We start from the raw sequence: 14,831 nt of genomic DNA, 5'->3' as shown, positions 1-14,831 counted from the left end.
GCGCCGCCCCCCGCTCAGGGCTGGTCCTGCACCGAGCGCAGCAGCTGCTCGGCCAGTGCGATGGCCTCCTGGCGGTCTTTTACGTCCAGCTTCTGGTACAGGCTGCGGATGTGCGTCTTGATGGTGCTCGGCGCGACCTTGAAGTGGCGCGCGATACGCTCGTTGGACAGGCCCGAGTGAATGGCGTTCAGCACCTGCCACTCGCGCGGGGTGAGCGGCGAGTGGCGCAGGAAGTCCGGCACCGCGTCGCTGTCGAGAATCTCGCGAATGATGGTTTCGTCCAGCTCGATGCGGATACCGCCGTCCAGTTCCGGTTGCTGCTGTGCCAGGCGGATCAGCGCCTGGGCCTTGTCGCGCTCGGCGTCGCCGAGGGCGGCCCTCTCGCCATCGCCTTCGAGCGCGGCCTTCAGGATCACGATCAGCGGTTTGCCGATCTGCAGGAAGCTGGCGCTGAAGTCGCGCTCCACCGAGATGCTGAGCGCCTCGCGGATGGCGTTGATGGCGCCGTCGCGGCGCTCGCGCAGCCACAGCAGGCGCGCTTCCAGTACCCGGTTGCGCAGGCAGTCGGTGACCAGGCCGCAGTCGCGCGCCACCTGCAGCAGGCGGCTCAACAGGCGGTTGGCGTCGGACCAGCGGTGCAGCTCGATCATGGCGCGCACGTGGTTGCGGCCGTGGCATTGTTCGAAGTGGTTGCTGGGGCGGTCTGCCACCGGCTGCGCCTGTTCCAGCCACGCGGCGATGGCGCCGTTGTCGCCGAGCGCGCGCCACACGCGGATGCGTGCCGAGTCGGCATTGGCAACCCAGTCGCGGTGATAGCGCTCGCCGGCCATCAGGCGATTGACCCGCGCCAGCCACTCCAGCGATTCCTCTTTCTCGCCGCGCGCCTGGGCCACTTTCAGCAGCAGCGTGTACTCCGGCAGCAGCCAGCGTTCGCCGACCTTGCGGTTGATCTGCATGCCGCGGCGGGCGGAGGCGGCGGCGCCGTCGAGGTCGCCCTGTTCCCATTGCAGCTGGCCGCCCAGGCGGCAGATAAACTCGGAGATTGGCAGGCCGGCCAGGTGGTGGTCCTCGACCATGCGGTGGGCGCGCTGCTGTAGTGCCGCGGCTTTTTTCATCAGCCCCTGGGCGATGGCGATCTCGGCCTGCTGGCAGATGGCCCAGGTGGCGCTGGGGTAGTCCTGTTCGGCCAGGGCCAGGGCCTCCACCTCCTGCATGTGCGCCTTGGCGCCTTCCAGTTCGCCCAGGCAGAAGCTGGTCTCGCCGGTCACCAGCAGCGCCGCAGTGCGGTCGCCGCGCTGGTCCTCGCGCAGCAGCGCGAGTGCCTCCTCGGCGTACTCCTTGGCCTGCAGCGTCAATCCCCGGGAGACCGCGGCCTGTGCCCGCGCGGCGGCGAAGGCGCCCTCGAAGTCGCGCCACTGGGCCGGGTCCTCGCGCTGCAGCCAGCTCTCGGCGGCGGCGAGGTATTTCTCGCACTGGTCGTGTTCGTAGTTCTCCTGCGCCAGCTTGGCGGCGATCAGCGCGAAGCGCGCATTGCGCCGGATCTTGTCCTCGCCCAGCCAGTTGAGGCTGTCGATCAACAGGCGGCTCTGGCCCTCGCGCAGCAGTTGTTCGCCCTGGGTGGTGAGCAGTTGCTGCGCGCGTTCGGCGTCGCCGGCGGCCAGTGCGTGGCGCAGTGCTTCCACCGGCTGGCCCATCTCCAGCCAGGTGTCGCAGGCGTTGCTGTGCAGCTGCTGCAGGCGATGGGCGTCGGTGAGCTGGCGCTGCAGGAAGCGCGCGAATACCGGGTGATAGCGGAACCAGCGGCGGCTGGAATCCTGCGCCTGCAGGAACAGGCCGCGGCGCGCGGTCTGCTCCAGCAGCTGCTGGCCGTCGCCGAGGCCGCTGAGGCGCTCCGCCAATTGCGCGTTGACGCGGGTGAGGATGGAGGTGCTGGCGAGCAGTTCGCGCAGTTGCGGCTCCAGCCGCTCCAGCACTTCCTCGGCCAGGTAGTCGAGGATATGGCTGTGGCCCTGCTCCAGTTCGGCAAAGTAGCGGTCCACTTCGTCGCGGTCGCGCACCGACAGCGCGAACAGCTGCACCGCCGGCGGCCAGCCCTCGCTCAGCTGGTGCAGCTGGTCCACGCGGTCGCTATCCAGGGCAAACGGCAGGCGCTGCTTGAGCAGCTGGGCGATTTCGGCGCTGCCCAGTTCCAGCAGGCGCCCGGCCACCCGCAGCGAGGCCAGCCCCAGCGGTGGCTGGCTGCGGCTGGTCAGCACGATACCGATGCCCGCCGGTGCGTGGCGCAGCAGGAAGCGGGTGGCGTCGTGTACTGCCGGGTTATCGATCTGGTGGTAATCGTCGAGCACGATGCGCAGTTCGCTGGGCAGGCCGCGCAGCTCCGCCAGCATCTGGCTGATCACCAGCGCGACGTCCGGGCGCTGCTGGGCGGCCAGCAGCTTGTGGGTCTCCGGCACGCCATTGCCGGTGGCGCGGTGTACGCTCTCCACCAGGTAGCGGCAGAACTGGCCCGGGTCGTTGTCGCTGCCGTCGAGGGAAAACCACGCCACCGGATTGTCCTGGGTCAGGGCCCAGGAGGAGATCAGGGTGGTCTTGCCGTAGCCGGCCGGGGCCGTGACCAGCAGCATCTGGTCGCTGTGGCTCTCGTCCAGCAGCGACAGCAGGCGCGGCCGCGCCAGGGTGTGCTCGGGACAGTCCGGCAGGCTGTATTTGGAAGTCAGTAGCATCGCTGGTACTTGGTCGTCTGGGACCCACTATCAGGTCCTGTGTGTGTTTTTTGTACAGACGCAATTATGCACCATCAGGGTGGCACGGCGACAGGGGTATGACCTCCTCCCCCGGTGGGGCTTAGAGAGGGAGTAGGCGCCGTTTTCTTTGCAAACCGGGGTCTAAGTGGTAGTTTCGTTCAATTCAGCGGTTCCCTAACTATAAAGAAAGGCGGGCGCGGCGATTGTGCGCCGGCGAGAATAAATGGCAAACGGGGGCAATATGGCCGATTTGGTAATCCTGGCGGCGCCGGGCATGGGGGCGGTGGACGAAAGTTTCGCCGAGCCGTTGTTCGCGGCGCTGCGCGACGGGCTGGGCGACGATGTATCGCGCCTCTACTGCGATACAGTGCTGTGCCAGGGGCACCTGCAGACCAATATCGAGCGGGTGTTCGAGGGCATGCAGAAGCGCGATATGGACTTCCTGCGCGCGCGTAAATTCATGCTCTACGGTATGGCCGAGAGCGCCGCGCAGATGAATGACCTGCAGCAGCGCGACGGCAATTACGAAAAGACCCAGCAGGCGGTCTACCAGACGCTGCAGCGCGCGGCAGAGGCGGCCGGCGATACGGCGCCGGTGATACTGCTCAGCCACTCGGTCGGTTGCCCGATCCTGTCCAATTATCTATGGGACGCCCAGCGCCCCAGCATCAACCACGGACTCTGGCGCGACGGCGGCCCGCGCGGCGTGCACAAGGGCTCGGCGCGCGATCTGTTCCTGCGCCTGAAGACCCTGAGCCACTGGTATACCCTGGGTGCCACCAATCCGCTGTGGACCGCGGCGCTGGCCCGCGACCAGATCCAGGCGGTGACCGCCGACACGCGCGGCTACAACTTCCGCTGGAAGAACTTCTACCATCCGGACGACCTGTTCGGCTGGCCGCTGAAACCGCTGTCACCGTCCTACAACCAGTCGGTGTACCGCGATTACGAGACGCGCCCGCTGGCGGACTGGAATGCGTCCCACTGGGGCCCGCAGCTGGTGTCCCACGGCGGTTACTGGGAGAACGGGCTGGTGCACGAGCAGCTGCTCGCGGATGTGCGCGAAGTGCTGAAGAAGGCCCGCGCGCGGCCCGTCGCGCCGGCGGCGCGAACTCGCGCGGCGGCCACGGTATAATCCCGGCCACATTGTCAGATTTCGGTGTTAGCCCCTATGTCCCTGCAGTTTCACACAGTGCCCGTCACCCCGTTCCAGCAGAACTGCACCCTGTTGTGGTGTGAAGACAGCAAGCGCGCAGCGGTGGTGGATCCGGGTGGCGATATCGAGCGCATTCTGGCCGCCGTGGCCGAGCGCGGCCTGAAACTGGAAAAGATCCTGCTGACCCACGGGCACCTCGACCACGTCGGTGGCACCGCGGCGCTGTCGACACAGCTCCAGCTGCCGGTGGAGGGGCCGCACAAAGACGACGCCTTCTGGATCGAGCAGCTGGAGATGCAGACGCAGAGATTCGGCTTCCCGCCGGTGGAGACCTTTACCCCGGACCGCTGGCTCGAGCAGGGCGATACGGTCACGGTCGGCGACGAGGTGCTGGAGGTGTATCACTGCCCCGGCCACACCCCCGGGCACGTGGTGTTTTTCCACCGCCCCAGCCAGCTGGCGCTGGTGGGTGATGTGCTGTTTGCCGGTTCTATCGGCCGCACGGATTTTCCGCGCAGCGATCACGACGCGCTGATCCGCTCGATTAAGGAAAACCTCTGGCCGCTGGGCGATGCCGTGCGCTTTATTCCCGGCCACGGCCCCATGTCCACTTTTGGGCAGGAGCGCCAGACCAATCCGTTTGTGGCTGACAAGCGCTTCGGCTGAGCCGGCGCGCACAACAACAAGAATTCGCGGGAGACACTGCCATGCCAACGATCAAGCGCCTGCTGCTTATCCTGCCGCTGCTGTTTGCCGGCTGTGCGGTGATCTCCGAAGATGAGTGCCGCGCCGGCAACTGGTACGAGCGCGGCGTGCAGGATGGCGCTCGTGGTCGCGATCAGGCGATGGTCAAGCGGATCGCCGAGCAGTGCCAGGAGTATGGTGTGCAGGTCGACAACGAGGCCTGGTACCGGGGCCACGAAGAGGGCGTAGAGAAGTTCTGCACGCCGGACAACGGCTATCGCTACGGCCGCCAGGGGCGCCGCTACAGCGGCGTGTGCACCGGTCCCACCGCCGACCTGTTTGTCACCGCCTACCGGCAGGGGCTGGCGGATCACCAGGTGGTGCAGCAGTACCGCCAGCTGGCGGCGCGCCAGGACTGGGTGCGCCAGCAGCTCTACGTGGTCGAGGTGGCCATGGCCAATACCGCCGATCGCAATGCGCTAAGCAGTCTGGCCATGCGTCGCACATCCCTGCAGTTCGAGCTGCAGCGGCTGGATATGGCCATGTTCCGCTTCGACGCCTTTGGCGGTTTCGGCGCCTTTGACCGCTTCGACCGCATCGGCAGCTTCAACGCCTTCAACAGTCTCGGTCTCGACTTTCTGTACTGATCCCGCTGCCGATTGCGCAGCGGGCGAACCTTATTCTGGAAACACACCATGGCCATCTGGCACAGCAACCCCACACTGGAACAACTGAACGAGAGCGCCGCCGGCTGTATGCCCGGGTATATCGGCATGAAGATCACCGAGATCGGTGACGACTACCTGGCCGGCACACTGCCGGTGGACGAGCGCACCCGCCAGCCGTTCGGCATCCTGCACGGCGGCGCTAGTGTGGTGCTGGCGGAGACGCTCGGTTCCATCGCCGCCAACCTGGTGGTGGATACGGACAAGTTCTATTGCGTGGGCCAGGAGATCAATGCCAATCACCTGCGCCCGGTGCCGGAGGGCGAAGTCACCGGCATCGCCAGGCCGGTGCATCTCGGCCGCAGCAGCCAGGTATGGGAGATTCGTATCAGCGACCCGCGCGGCAAGCTGAACTGCATCTCGCGCATCACCATGGCGGTGGTGCCCCACGGCGGCCAGTGAGCGGATTCGAGCCACTTGAGTGAATTGAAAGCAGCCGACGAGGCGCAGGCATTCGTTTACGAGGATATTCCCTACCGCCTGGTGCGCTCGCCGCGGCGCAAGCGCCTGGGGCTGGTGCTGGCGCAATCCGGTGTGGAGGTGCGTATTCCGCTGCGCTGTGCCGCGCGCCACGGCCACCAGTTCCTGCAGGAGAATATCCACTGGGTGCGCGCGCAGCTGGGCGTTGCGCGCGAGCGCGCGGCGGAGATCCCGCAGTACCGCTATGTGTTCGGCGAACGGTTGCCCTGGCTGGGCCGCACGCTGCCGCTGCGGCGCGCGCTGCGCCCGGCGGAAGCCGGCATCTATGCCGACGCCATCGCGGTTTATACTCGCTACCGCGCGCCGACAGAGGCGCAGTTGCAGACGGCGGTGGAGCGCCTTTACCAGCGCGAGGCGCTGGCGCTGTTGACCGCCAAGTCGACGCGCTGTGCCGAGCGCCTCGGTCTGCGCTTTGCCGCCGTGCGTGTGCGCCGCACCAGAAGCAAGTGGGGTCACTGCACGGTGCGCGGCGAATTGCAGTACAACTGGCTGGTGTGCCTGGCGCCGGAGGCGGTGGCGGATTACCTGGTGGCCCACGAGGTCTGCCACCTGCGCCACCACAACCACAGCCGCGCCTTCTGGCAGCTGGTAGAGGGCGCCTGCCCGGACTACAAAAATCTGCGCCGCTGGCTGCGGGATAACGGCCACCGGCTGGCGCTGTAGACTGCCCATTGCCGATGATGCGCCCGGTGCGGCACAAAACTTCGCGACCCTGTGCTCTGGATAATCCGGTGGCGTGCTCAGTTTCGTGCGAGGCTCTGGCGCAAAGGGCTGACGATGCGGGCGGCGCACCCTGCGGCGCATCTGCAAACATCCGATTTTCCACAGTAGTGAGTTATGGCCCCTAAACCCCGGTTCTTTTCGCCGAAAAAATCCCCGCGCAAGCCCCTGCCGAAACAGGCCGAGGCGCAGGTGGAATCCTTCAGCCACGATATGCGCGGCATCGCCCGCGTCGACGGCAAGGCGGTGTTTATCGACAACGCGCTACCCGGCGAGCGGGTGCGTTTCCGCTACACCGAGCGCCGCGCGAAATACGACGAGGGCGCCGCTGTGGATATCTTGCAGGCGTCCGCCGAGCGCTGTGCGCCGCGCTGCCCGCATGTGGACAAGTGCGGCGGCTGCGCGGTACAGCAACTGCAGCCGGCCGCGCAGATCGCCGCCAAGCAGCGCATACTGCTGGACCAGCTGGCGCGCTTCGCCGGTATCGAAGTGCCGGACATCCTGCCGCCGCTGGTGGCGGAGCCGTTCGGCTACCGGCGCAAGGCGCGCATCGGCATCCGCGAGACCCGACGGCGCGGTGGCGGGCGCGAACTGGTGTTCGGTTTCCGCGAGAAGCGCTCCAACGAGCTGACCGATATCGACGAGTGCCATGTGCTGCACCCGGCCGTGGCCACGCAGATTCCGCGCTTGAAACAGCTGGTCAGCGATTGCGACGGCCGCGCCAGCTTTTCGCAGCTGGAGGTGGCGGTCGGCGATGATGCGGCGGCGGTGGTGCTGCGCCACCTGAAACCGCTCGGTGACGCGGATCGCGCGCGCTGGCTGGAATTCGCCGCGGACACCGGCATCCACCTGTACCTGCAGCCGGGCGATGCTGCGACCGCGCATCGCATCTGGCCGCACGAGGGCGAGGAGCGGCTGCATTACGCGCTGGCGGATTTCGAGCTGACGCTGGCCTTCCACCCGCTCGACTTTATTCAGGTCAATTTCGCCATCAACCGGCAGATGGTGCAGCGCGCGGTAGAGTTACTGGATCCGCAGCCGGGTGAGCGGGTGCTGGACCTGTTCTGCGGCCTGGGCAATTTCACCCTGCCGCTGGCGCGCCGCGCGGGCGCCGTGGTGGGGGTGGAGGGCGAGGGCGCGCTGATGCAGCGCGGCCGCGACAACGCCGCGGGCAACGGTCTCGATAATGTGGAATTCCACGCCGCCGACCTGACCCGCGATATCCGCGCCCATTCCTGGGCGAAAGGCGGCTTCGACAGGATACTGCTGGACCCGCCGCGCGCCGGCGCGCTGGAGGTGCTGCCGGAACTGCAGCGCCTCGGTGCCAGAAGAATCGTCTATGTGTCCTGCAACCCGGCCACGCTGGCGCGGGATGCCGGCGAGCTGGCCGCGCTCGGCTACCGACTGACCAGCGCCGGGGTGATGGATATGTTCCCGCACACCGCCCATGTTGAATCCATGGCGGTGTTTGAGCGCGTCTCGTAACCGTCGGCGAATAAAGCCTGGCTTGGCTAGTGCCCGTCGGTTAACAGCTTGCGTGGCGGTACGGCTAGCGGTACCTGCGCAGAAATCCCGTTGTCCTGATCGGGTTGGAACCGGGTTCCGGAGTTTGGCGCCGGGCACATTGGTCGGCCCGGCAATCTGGCGTAAACTGCATTGAAATTCACGAGATACCACGGACATGCAAGCCGAACCCCTGAGTGACGATTTCGAGGAGAACTGCGCGCGCTTCCTGCCGGAAGCGGCCGAGCAGGGCTGTGTCTGGGCGCTGGAGGGCGACGAGGGCTTTGCCCTGTGTGCGTCGGAAAAGTACCCGGAGACCGATGTCATGCCGTTCTGGTCGCGGCGCGAGTTCGCCGAGGTCCACGCCAGTGGCGACTGGGCCGACTACCAGGTGGTCGCCGTAGATCTGGAAGAGTTTATGGACGACTGGCTCACCGGGATGCACGACGACGTGCTGCTGGTGGGGATCAACTGGAACGGGGAGCTGGAGGGCATCGAGCTGGAACCGCTGGATCTGCTCGAGCAGCTGGAGCAGGAGCTGCAGTAGCCGGTATAAAACGGCGTCCGCCGGCAGGAGAAAATCATAAAAGCAGGAGTCTCAGGATGGGGCAGTTTTTGGGGGTGCGCACAGTCGTATATGGTGTCAGCGATCTTGCCGAGGGCAAGGCCTGGTACAGCCGGGTGCTGGAGCAGCAACCCTATTTTGACGAGGAGTACTACGTCGGCTTCAACGTCGGCGGCTTCGAGCTGGGCCTGGACCCGGACGCGCGCAGTGTGATCAGCCGCGCCGATGGTGTGGTGGCCTACTGGGGGGTGGCGGATATGGCCGCGCAGGTCGAACGCCTCAACGCTCTGGGCGCGCGCCAGCACAGCGAAATCGCCGATGTCGGTGACGGCATCCGGGTGGCCAGCTTCCTCGATCCCTTCGGCAATGTATTCGGCCTGATTGAAAACCCGCATTTCAACGCAGATTAGGCCCAGGAGTCGTTCCCGTGAGCAAACCACCGGTATCGAGATTTCGCCCTTCCGACCACTACTTTGCCGCCGAGAGCCTGGCGCAGATCGGCCGCGGTTACGTAGTGCCGGACCGGGTGGCGCTGATTACCGGTTGTTCCAGCGGCATCGGCCGCGAACTGGCGCTGGCGCTGCACCGCCGCGGCACGATCGTGATTGCCACCGCGCGGCGTCCGGAGAGCCTGCAGGAGCTGGCCGACCTCGGTATCGCTACCGAAGCGCTGGACGTCAATTCCCAGGCGGACATCAACCGCGTGGTCCACGCGCTCAAGGCCGCCTACGGGCGCCTGGATATCCTGATCAACAATGCCGGCTACGGCCAGATGGGGCCGTTGCTGGAGCTGGACAGCCGCGCGCTGGAACAGCAGTTCCGCACCAACGTGTTTGCCCCCATGGCGCTGGCGCGCGCCTGCGCGCCGCTGATGAAATCCGAGCGCCGCGGGCTGATCTGCAATATCGGTTCCGTGTCCGGCGTGCTGCCGACGCCCTTCTCCGGCGCCTATTGTGCCTCCAAGGCGGCACTGCACACCCTGTCCGAGGTGTTGCGGCTGGAGCTGAAACCCTTCGGTATCCGCGTGATGACGGTACAGCCGGGCGCCATCGCATCGGAGTTTGGCCGTCACGCGGAAGTCTCGCTGCGCGGCCTGCTGGCACCGGACTCCTGGTACAAGCGCCAGGAGGAAGCGGTGCGCGCACGCGCGCAGGAATCCCAGCAGAACGCCACCCTGGCCAGCGTCATGGCCCGGCGGCTGGTGAAAGAGCTGCTGCGCAAACGCCCGCCGGCACTGGTGCGCCTGGGCAACAAGAGCCGCCTGCTGCCGTGGGTGGCGCGCTGGCTGCCACGGCGCCTGCGCGACTGGGCACTGGCGCGGCGCTTCAAGCTGAAGCGGATTCCCCTCGAAAGCTGATCGCGCTGCCGCGACGATTCTCCCCAACCCTTCTATTCCGTTCGCTGCCGCATACCGGTGACGGCTGCGCGCTGGCGTCTTTCGCTGACCTGATGCTATAGTGGTATCAAAATGATATCAGCATGGAGGATGCCATGATTACCGAGAAAAGGGCTTTTACACTGAACGGATACGGCACGGTCGCCGTTTTACTGCTGCTGCAAGTGCTGACGCTGGGATTACTGCTGCAGTCGCTGGCGGCCAGCAGCATGGCCGCGGTGGGCTGGGGGCTGGCTGCGGCGCTGGTGGGTTTCTGCTGGCACGGGTTGTTTCTGGTGGCGCCCAATCAGGGCAAGATACTGCAGTTGTTCGGCAAGTATGTCGGCACCGAGCACGCCACCGGGCTGCGCTGGACCAACCCGCTGATCTTCACGCGCACGCCGATCTCGCTGCGGGTGCGCAATTTCGAGAGTGGCAAGCTCAAGGTCAACGATGCCAACGGCAACCCGATCGAGATCGCCGCGGTAGTGGTGTGGAAAGTGGTGGATTCTGCCGAGGCGCATTTCGAGGTGGACGATTACGAGAGCTTCGTTACCATCCAGAGCGAGGCGGCACTGCGCAATGTGGCCAATGAACACCCCTACGACAGCCACAGTGACGAGACGCTGTCACTGCGTGGGGATCCGGTGAATATCGCCGAGAAGATCCGCCTCCAGGTGCAGGAGCGCCTGGGGCGCGCCGGTATCGAGGTGATCGAGGCGCGCATCAGCCACCTGGCCTATGCGCCGGAAATAGCCCAGGCGATGCTGCGCAAACAGCAGGCCAGTGCGGTGCTGGCGGCGCGCAAACTGATTGTGCAGGGCGCGGTGGAAATGGTTACCGACGCCATCGCCACGCTGGCGCAGTCCCACGAACTGGAACTCGACGAGGAGCGCAAGGCGAATATGGTCAACAATCTGCTGGTGGTGATCTGCGGCGAGCAGCAGGCGCAGCCGGTGCTGAATACCGGCAGTCTCTATTAGTCCCCGAGTCATGGCAAAAAAGAAAGCCTTTCCGCTGCGCATCAACGAACAGGTCCTGGCCGCCATGCAGCGCTGGGCCGATGACGATCTGCGCAGTCTCAATGCACAGATCGAGTATGTGCTGCGCGACGCGCTGGTGAAATCCGGCCGGGTAAAACTGGTGCAGAAAGTGGTGACCGACCTGGAGGAGCGGGGCGCGGATGAGGATGGCGCCGGCGACTGAACGCCGGCGGTGCCGTTGGCGATTGATGCGGGGAGCCGCGGATGCGATCCGCCCGCAGCGGGGCTCAGCCCGCCTGTTCCCCGAGCCACTGCAACACCTCGGCGTGGCTGCCGCGAAACAGCACTCCGCCCTCGCGCTGCTGCATCAGGTAATCGTAGGTGCCGTCGTAGTATTCCCGCAGCAGGGTACACACGAGCGGGATATACGCCTCCGCGCTGCCGCCGCTGGCCAGTTCGGCGTTGGCCGCCTGCAGCTGTTCGTCCAGCTGGCGGTAGCGCAGTCCCCCGAGACGCTTCTGGATACGGCTTAAGTTGCGCCGCAGCGCGTCGCCGAGCGCCGGCGCCGGACCGCTTTCCTCACCGGCGAAATCCTCTAAGGCATCGGTCACATAGTCGCGCACGATACGCTGCGCGCGGGCTTCCACCGGCTCCTCGACCAGCACCCGCGGCGCCCGCTTCAGGGCCTGCTGCAGCACCGGCGGCAGGAAGCAGCGGCCGATCAGGCGGCTCTCGTCTTCGACAAACACCTGTCCGGCAGACTGGGCCAGTTTCAGCAGGTCGACGCTGACCCGGTTCTCGAAATCGATCTGTGCCGGCTGCGGCCGCCGGGTGCGGCCAAAGCTGGAACCGCGGTGGTGGGCGATGCCCTCCAGGTCGATAGCGCGGGTGGCCGCGTGAATCAACTCGGTCTTGCCGCTGCCCGTGTGCCCGGCGATCACGACCAGCGGCAGTTCCGCACACTGGCGATCGAGCTGCTCGAGCAGGAAAGCGCGCATTGCCTTGTAGCCCCCCTCTACCAGTGGGTAGTCGATACCCTCGTCACGCAGCATCTGTTGCGCGGTGCGCGAACGCAGGCCGCCGCGAAAGCAGTAGAGGTAGCCGTCGGGGTGGCGCTGCACGAAGTCGCGCCACGTGACCAGGCGCTGGGCGCGCACCTCCGGGGTGGCGAGGCGCCATCCGAGCTCGATGGCGGCCTGTTGGCCGTTGCGCTTGTACTCGGTGCCCACCTGCTGCCGCTGCTGGTCGTCCAGCAGCGGCAGGTTTTCGCTGTGCGGAAAGGCGCCGCGGGCGTATTCCACCGGCGCGCGCATATCCATCATTGGCGTGTCGTTGAGAAAAAGTTGCCGGTAGTCGGCAGTGTTCTGGCGCAATTTCTATCTCCTCAATTCCGGCCGCCAGTGTAACCTGAAAGTGACTCTGATGGATTTACCGCGCAAAGGGCGCGGCTAGGCCGCTGCATGACCGTCGAACAGCTCACCATTCTGCTGATACTCGCCGCGACTATCGTTCTATTTATCTGGGGCCCCTGGCGCCACGACCTGGTGGCGCTGGCCTCGCTGCTGGCGTGTGTGTTTGCCGGGCTGATCAAACCGGAGGACGCCTTCAAGGGTTTTGGTCACCCGGCGGTGGTGACCGTCGCCTGCGTGCTGATACTGAGTCGCGGATTGCAGAATACCGGCGCCATGGACGCGCTGGCACAGCGGGTGATTCCGCGCACGACCAATACGACGCTGGCAATATTCTCGCTGACCGGCCTCGGCGCGCTGATGTCCGGCTTTATGAACAACGTCGGGGCCATGGCGCTGTTGATGCCGGTGGCCACGGATATTGCCGACAAACACCAGCTGCCGCCCGGCCGGGCGCTGATGCCGCTGTCATTCGGCACCATTCTCGGCGGTATGACCACCTTGATCGGTACGCCGCCGAACCTGATCGTGTCTGGGTTCCGCGCCAGTGCCGGTGCCGGTAGTTACGGTATGTTCGACTTTACCCCGGTGGGGGTGGTGGTGGCGCTGGTGGGGGTGCTGTTCGTGGCGCTGATCGGCTGGCGCCTGGTGCCGGCGCGCACCCAGGCCGGTGCCGCCACCTTCGATACCGGTACCTACCTGACCGAGGCGCTGGTGGAGGAAAAGAGCGCTGCAGCGGGCAAGACAGTGCGGGAAATCGCGCAGATGCTCGAGGACGAGGACGCCCAGGTGGTCGGGGTGGTACACAACGACTCGCGGGTTTCCCCGGCAACTCCCTGGCAGCGGGTGCGGGAGACGGACATCCTGGTGATCGAAGCGGAGGCCGAGGCGCTGTCGGCGGCCATTTCCATTCTCGGCCTGCGCCTGGCGGCAGAGCCTGGCAGCGGCGATGCGGGCGAAGAGGATGCCAGCGAAGCGGCGCCGGAAAGCGATGCCGAGGTGCACTCGAGCACAGCGCGTGCCGTCGGGCCGACGCAGCTGTCCCAGCTGGCCGACAAAGAAGATGCCCGTCCCAATGGTGACCAGGGGGAAGAGGCAGAGAAAGACAAGGAGAAAGAGGGGGCTAAGGAAAAGGCAAAAGAAAAGCCCGCTGGCGAGCGCGCCGATGTACAGCTGCGCGAGCTGGTGGTGATGCCGGACTCCGGCCTGGTCGGGCGCACCGCGCAATTTCTGCGCCTGCCGGCGCGCTACGAGATCAGCCTGCTGGCGCTGTCGCGCCAGGGGCGCCGCTCGGTGCGGCGCCTGCGCTCGACGCCGCTGATGGCCGGCGATGCGCTGTTGATGATGGGCACAGACGACAAGCTCAACACCTTTGCGGTCGAGCAGGGATGCGTACCGCTGGCACAGCGGGATATCGGTATTCCCAACAAGGAAAAAGCGGTAGTGGCGCTGGTGGCAATGGCGCTGGCGGTGGCCGGCGCCGCCTTCGGACTGCTGCCGGCGGCCATCTCGTTTGCCACCTGCGCGCTGGCGTTCATGGTGCTTAAGGTGGTGCCGTTGCGCAGTGTGTACGACGCCATCGATGGCTCGGTGGTGGTGCTGCTGGGGGCCCTGATCGCCGTGGCCCAGGTGATGGAGACGACCGGGGCTGCGGATCTGGTGGCCAAGGGGATGTTGAACAATCTGGCGCGCGGCAGCCCGGTGGTGGCGCTGGTGTTATTGCTGGTGGTGACCATGACCCTGTCGGACTTCATGAACAATGCCGCGACGGCGGCGGTGATGTGTTCCATCGCCCTCTCTGCGGCCGCGCAACTGCATGTCAATCCGGACAGCTTCCTGATGGCGGTGGCGATCGGTGCCTCCTGCGCCTTCCTGACCCCGGTGGGGCACCAGAACAACACGCTGATTCTCGGCCCTGGCGGCTTCCAGTTCGGCGACTACTGGCGCATGGGGCTGCCGATGGAGATCCTGGTGATACTGGTCAGCGTGCCGATGCTGCTGTGGATCTGGCCGCTGTAGGCGGATTTATGCTCAGGCGATGGAGTCGTCCACCGGGTGTGCCAGCTCCGCCAGAAATTTGCCACAGAAGCGCAGTACATCGGTCACGGTGACAATACCGGACAGCTCCCCTTCACGCATGACCAGCACCGAGCCGATCCCGGTATCAGCCATTGCCAGCAGGATCTTGTCCAGAGGATCGTGGATATCGGCGATATAGGGCCTGCGCGCACACAAATCGTGCACATACAGCTGCTGTTCTTCCAGCCGGTGGCCGGGCGCCTGGGCACGCTCGATATCGCCGCGGGAGATGATGGTTTCCAGATCGCCGTCCCGGGTTACCGGCAGGTGGTGTACGCGGTGCTCGTCCATTAGCGCCAGCGCCTCCTCCACCGTAGCGTTGAGGTCGATATGGTAGGGAAACGGGGTCATAACCGCAGCCAGTGAGGGGATATGGTGAATATCGCGCGAATGTGACATGGTATTCGG

General features: G+C 65.8%; 15 protein-coding genes. 12 read left to right on the top strand and 3 right to left on the bottom strand.

The annotated features are described in order from the left end of the window. Window positions 1-14: 14 nt before the first annotated feature. The gene (gene malT, locus ABDK11_RS16615; protein ID WP_346837638.1) at window positions 15-2,723 is read right to left on the bottom strand and encodes an HTH-type transcriptional regulator MalT; all 2,709 of its coding nucleotides are present in this window, start codon (window positions 2,721-2,723) and stop codon (window positions 15-17) included. A gap of 262 nt (window positions 2,724-2,985) precedes the next feature. Here malT and ABDK11_RS16610 point away from each other — a divergent pair, with 262 nt between their 5' ends. From ABDK11_RS16610 to ABDK11_RS16560, 11 genes are all read left to right on the top strand, one after another. Further along, window positions 2,986-3,879 carry a hypothetical protein gene (locus tag ABDK11_RS16610; protein WP_346837637.1) on the top strand — a complete coding sequence of 298 codons (894 nt, stop codon included), beginning with the start codon at window positions 2,986-2,988 and terminating at the stop codon, window positions 3,877-3,879. Between the two features lie 36 nt (window positions 3,880-3,915). Continuing rightward, window positions 3,916-4,566 carry an MBL fold metallo-hydrolase gene (locus ABDK11_RS16605; protein ID WP_346837636.1) on the top strand — a complete coding sequence of 217 codons (651 nt, stop codon included), beginning with the start codon at window positions 3,916-3,918 and terminating at the stop codon, window positions 4,564-4,566. 41 nt (window positions 4,567-4,607) lie between these two features. Beyond that, window positions 4,608-5,231, top strand: coding sequence for a DUF2799 domain-containing protein (locus ABDK11_RS16600; protein ID WP_346837635.1), 624 nt, complete (start codon window positions 4,608-4,610; stop codon window positions 5,229-5,231). Between the two features lie 48 nt (window positions 5,232-5,279). Next, window positions 5,280-5,711: a hotdog fold thioesterase gene (locus ABDK11_RS16595; protein WP_346837634.1), complete on the top strand. Its 432-nt coding sequence runs from the start codon at window positions 5,280-5,282 to the stop codon at window positions 5,709-5,711. A gap of 15 nt (window positions 5,712-5,726) precedes the next feature. After that, on the top strand, window positions 5,727-6,452 hold the full coding sequence (locus tag ABDK11_RS16590; protein ID WP_346837633.1) for a SprT family zinc-dependent metalloprotease: 726 nt from the start codon (window positions 5,727-5,729) through the stop codon (window positions 6,450-6,452). A gap of 174 nt (window positions 6,453-6,626) precedes the next feature. Then, window positions 6,627-7,994, top strand: coding sequence for a 23S rRNA (uracil(1939)-C(5))-methyltransferase RlmD (gene rlmD, locus ABDK11_RS16585; protein WP_346837632.1), 1,368 nt, complete (start codon window positions 6,627-6,629; stop codon window positions 7,992-7,994). A 196-nt stretch (window positions 7,995-8,190) separates the two neighbouring features. Next, the gene (locus ABDK11_RS16580) at window positions 8,191-8,559 is read left to right on the top strand and encodes a DUF2750 domain-containing protein (RefSeq protein ID WP_346837631.1); all 369 of its coding nucleotides are present in this window, start codon (window positions 8,191-8,193) and stop codon (window positions 8,557-8,559) included. Between the two features lie 56 nt (window positions 8,560-8,615). Continuing rightward, window positions 8,616-8,987: a VOC family protein gene (locus tag ABDK11_RS16575; RefSeq protein ID WP_346837630.1), complete on the top strand. Its 372-nt coding sequence runs from the start codon at window positions 8,616-8,618 to the stop codon at window positions 8,985-8,987. Window positions 8,988-9,004: 17 nt separating this feature from the next. Then, the gene (locus ABDK11_RS16570; RefSeq protein ID WP_346837629.1) at window positions 9,005-9,934 is read left to right on the top strand and encodes an SDR family oxidoreductase; all 930 of its coding nucleotides are present in this window, start codon (window positions 9,005-9,007) and stop codon (window positions 9,932-9,934) included. A gap of 134 nt (window positions 9,935-10,068) precedes the next feature. Then, a complete protein-coding gene (locus tag ABDK11_RS16565) occupies window positions 10,069-10,935 on the top strand; it encodes an SPFH domain-containing protein (RefSeq protein ID WP_346837628.1) in 867 nt (288 codons plus the stop codon). A gap of 10 nt (window positions 10,936-10,945) precedes the next feature. After that, window positions 10,946-11,158, top strand: a complete 213-nt coding sequence (locus ABDK11_RS16560; protein ID WP_346837627.1) for an Arc family DNA-binding protein — start codon at window positions 10,946-10,948, stop codon at window positions 11,156-11,158. A gap of 64 nt (window positions 11,159-11,222) precedes the next feature. Here the strand turns inward: ABDK11_RS16560 and mnmH are convergent, their stop codons facing one another. Further along, window positions 11,223-12,308 (bottom strand): tRNA 2-selenouridine(34) synthase MnmH, encoded by a 1,086-nt coding sequence (mnmH, locus tag ABDK11_RS16555; protein ID WP_346837626.1) that lies wholly within the window; start codon window positions 12,306-12,308, stop codon window positions 11,223-11,225. 87 nt (window positions 12,309-12,395) lie between these two features. On the opposite strand from mnmH, the gene ABDK11_RS16550 reads away from it, so the two are divergent. After that, the gene (locus tag ABDK11_RS16550; RefSeq protein ID WP_346837625.1) at window positions 12,396-14,363 is read left to right on the top strand and encodes an SLC13 family permease; all 1,968 of its coding nucleotides are present in this window, start codon (window positions 12,396-12,398) and stop codon (window positions 14,361-14,363) included. Between the two features lie 12 nt (window positions 14,364-14,375). Here the strand turns inward: ABDK11_RS16550 and ABDK11_RS16545 are convergent, their stop codons facing one another. Beyond that, complete coding sequence (locus ABDK11_RS16545; RefSeq protein ID WP_346837624.1) at window positions 14,376-14,822, bottom strand: CBS domain-containing protein; 447 nt, start codon at window positions 14,820-14,822, stop codon at window positions 14,376-14,378. Window positions 14,823-14,831: the final 9 nt, after the last annotated feature.

The sequence above is a fragment of the Microbulbifer sp. SAOS-129_SWC genome, from assembly GCF_039696035.1.
In the GTDB taxonomy this organism is placed as follows: Bacteria; Pseudomonadota; Gammaproteobacteria; order Pseudomonadales; family Cellvibrionaceae; genus Microbulbifer.
Note: the sequence above shows the minus strand (reverse complement) of the source record. Positions and strands in the feature narration are given on the sequence as shown.